The sequence below is a fragment of the Bifidobacterium apri genome, from assembly GCF_009299485.1.
Classification (GTDB): domain Bacteria; phylum Actinomycetota; class Actinomycetes; order Actinomycetales; family Bifidobacteriaceae; genus Bifidobacterium; species Bifidobacterium apri.
In genome coordinates this window covers 1-2120 of the sequence record NZ_WBSO01000034.1, presented here as the reverse complement: position 1 = coordinate 2120, position 2120 = coordinate 1, and the positions used below count along the sequence as shown (strand labels likewise).

Genomic DNA, 2120 nt, shown 5'->3' with positions numbered 1-2120 from the left:
GTCTTCCGAGACGGCTTCCTAGACCGAGCCAAAAGAATGAGCGGACTCAAAACCGACGAAGCCTTCGCCGGAGCAATCGGAGTCAGCGAAAGCGTACTGGCCCGAGCCAAAAAAACCAACGAATGCACGCCACTCATGCTCGTCGGCCTCTACAAAGCCTTCGGTTTCCAACCCGGCGAAGTCAGCCAAATCAAAGCAATCGGAGAAATGGAGCGGACGGCGTGAGCCGGAAGGAGACACAGATGAAGCGTGACAAGCTTGACGGGCTCGTGAACGACATCGTCCGCACAGCCGCAGCAGACCCACAACTCAACGAGAAGGCGGCGTGACCATGGAGACAATGCTTGACCGGCAGATCAATTCAGCCGAACACATGAAGAGCACCACTGAGTGCATCATCGATGACGTCGAAAGCAACGCCGACATCTTGGGCAATGTATTGCACGCGGCGGCTACCGCGTCAGTTGACACGCGCCCGGCGTTAGAACTGCTCGATCTCATGAAGAAAACCGCGAGCAAAGCCATGGAACTCCACATACAAGCCATCGCAGACTCGGAACTCTACGTTACATACAAGCTAGACCAGCAGGAAGACGATACGGAAGACGAGGAGGCTGAGGAATGAACGTGCGCAAAACGTCAAGCTCGCAATACGCGGAACTCGCAGAGAAGGCCGAAGGTATTGCCGAAGACGCTGCTGACCTCATCACCTATTTCACCCCTTGCCGTAAGCCGTTCGACTCTTACGTGGTCACTCAGCGGATCAATGATGCGTTGGACGAATTGAACGTCAATCTTGCCAGGGTCGCCGCCTGCGCCGAGCACGTGCGCCTCCTCGCCCTCAACGCGCAAGCCATCACAGCCCTCGAAGAAATCGAAAACCGACACGATGAACAGGAAACCGTCGATAGCGTAATGCCGGGGAAGGAGGACACCAATGAGTGACAACAAGCAGACCAACGATGACGGCCTGAATCTGCTATTCCCGAACGTCGCCAGGATGAAAACCATGTACGACAAGCTCACCGGGGACGATTTCGATGAAATCGACGACATCAACAAAACCGCCGTCGAAGACTTTGACGCGTGCGACGCCCCGAAGGATGTGAGCGTCACCAGCGTGTTCAACATGCTCAGGTTGAACACGCAGATACTCACGCAAGTGTTCCAGACCCTCGGGGAGATAAGCATCCAGCTCCGCACCACGTTCGGCGACACGGACAAGGATGTCGTCTTTCCCGGAGGCCCGACACATGCAATCGCCAGCGAAGAAGAAGATGAACAGGAAACCAAGGAGGACAAGGAATGAACGACCCTGAACTCGACGCTATCGACGCGTTCCTTCATGAACGTGCGCAAGTGACCAACCGCAACTACGAAGCGTGCAAGCTGATGCACAGTCTCGCTTACGACTTCGGTTGGCTGATTGTGCCAAAGTTCGCGGAGGAATGCGGTGTCTCGGAAGACGCGGTACGCCAGTACTTCGGCGGTGAACCCGCCAGTGAACCGGAGGGAGCCGACGATCATGACGACGGCGACGAGACCGAAGCCGCGGCACAGGATGCGGCACAGATTCTCAGCCAGCAAATCGACTTGCTTGAGCGTGATTCCAACAACATCCTCGACAGCGCCGACCACGACTTCCACACCGCGTGGAGCAACGACGAATACGGTATGGTCTGCCAGCTTAACGCGCTCAACCGCCAGTTGAACATCCTCACACGCATGCTCGCCATCCACACGCGCAACACCCTGAAGGAGCGTGAGGACTGATGGTCGGGTTGGTGCTCGTAATCATCGGGTACGTCATCGCCATCGCATGGGCGGTATGGCGTGCAATCCGCGTGCCAAGCATGACCCTACCCGAACACCTCATACCGCTCGAACCCGACACTGTTACCTTCCCTTCTGTGCTTATGTCGGGAGTGGCCGCCAGTCCCGTCACCGGACCCACGCACATGCTTCGTCGTGCGGGATTTCTTCCCATGGTTATTGCCATGCCCTTCGCCTCGCTGACGCCCGCCACTGACATCAAGTTCATGCACCCCGACAAGTAACTGGAGAATGCTTGCCGGGGCCCCGTTCCGATGGGACCCGAGGCGTGGACCAAACCGCAAGGA

Annotated in this window: 6 protein-coding genes; all 6 read left to right on the top strand. The window is 57.1% G+C overall.

Annotation, left to right across the window (positions count from 1 at the left end; genetic code table 11):
* Positions 1–225: hypothetical protein (locus DSM100238_RS09195; RefSeq protein WP_152356360.1), on the top strand; the 225-nt coding region annotated here is incomplete at its 5' end.
* A 100-nt stretch (positions 226–325) separates the two neighbouring features.
* Positions 326–625, top strand: a complete 300-nt coding sequence (locus DSM100238_RS09190) for a hypothetical protein (protein WP_152356359.1) — start codon at positions 326–328, stop codon at positions 623–625.
* Positions 622–945, top strand: coding sequence for a hypothetical protein (locus DSM100238_RS09185; RefSeq protein WP_152356358.1), 324 nt, complete (start codon positions 622–624; stop codon positions 943–945). Before DSM100238_RS09190 ends, DSM100238_RS09185 begins: the two co-directional genes overlap by 4 nt.
* Positions 938–1309, top strand: a complete 372-nt coding sequence (locus DSM100238_RS09180; protein ID WP_152356357.1) for a hypothetical protein — start codon at positions 938–940, stop codon at positions 1307–1309. The genes DSM100238_RS09185 and DSM100238_RS09180 overlap by 8 nt, the downstream gene beginning before the upstream one ends.
* Positions 1306–1773 (top strand): hypothetical protein, encoded by a 468-nt coding sequence (locus tag DSM100238_RS09175; RefSeq protein ID WP_152356356.1) that lies wholly within the window; start codon positions 1306–1308, stop codon positions 1771–1773. The genes DSM100238_RS09180 and DSM100238_RS09175 overlap by 4 nt, the downstream gene beginning before the upstream one ends.
* The gene (locus DSM100238_RS09170; protein ID WP_152356355.1) at positions 1773–2057 is read left to right on the top strand and encodes a hypothetical protein; all 285 of its coding nucleotides are present in this window, start codon (positions 1773–1775) and stop codon (positions 2055–2057) included. The genes DSM100238_RS09175 and DSM100238_RS09170 overlap by 1 nt, the downstream gene beginning before the upstream one ends.
* Positions 2058–2120: the final 63 nt, after the last annotated feature.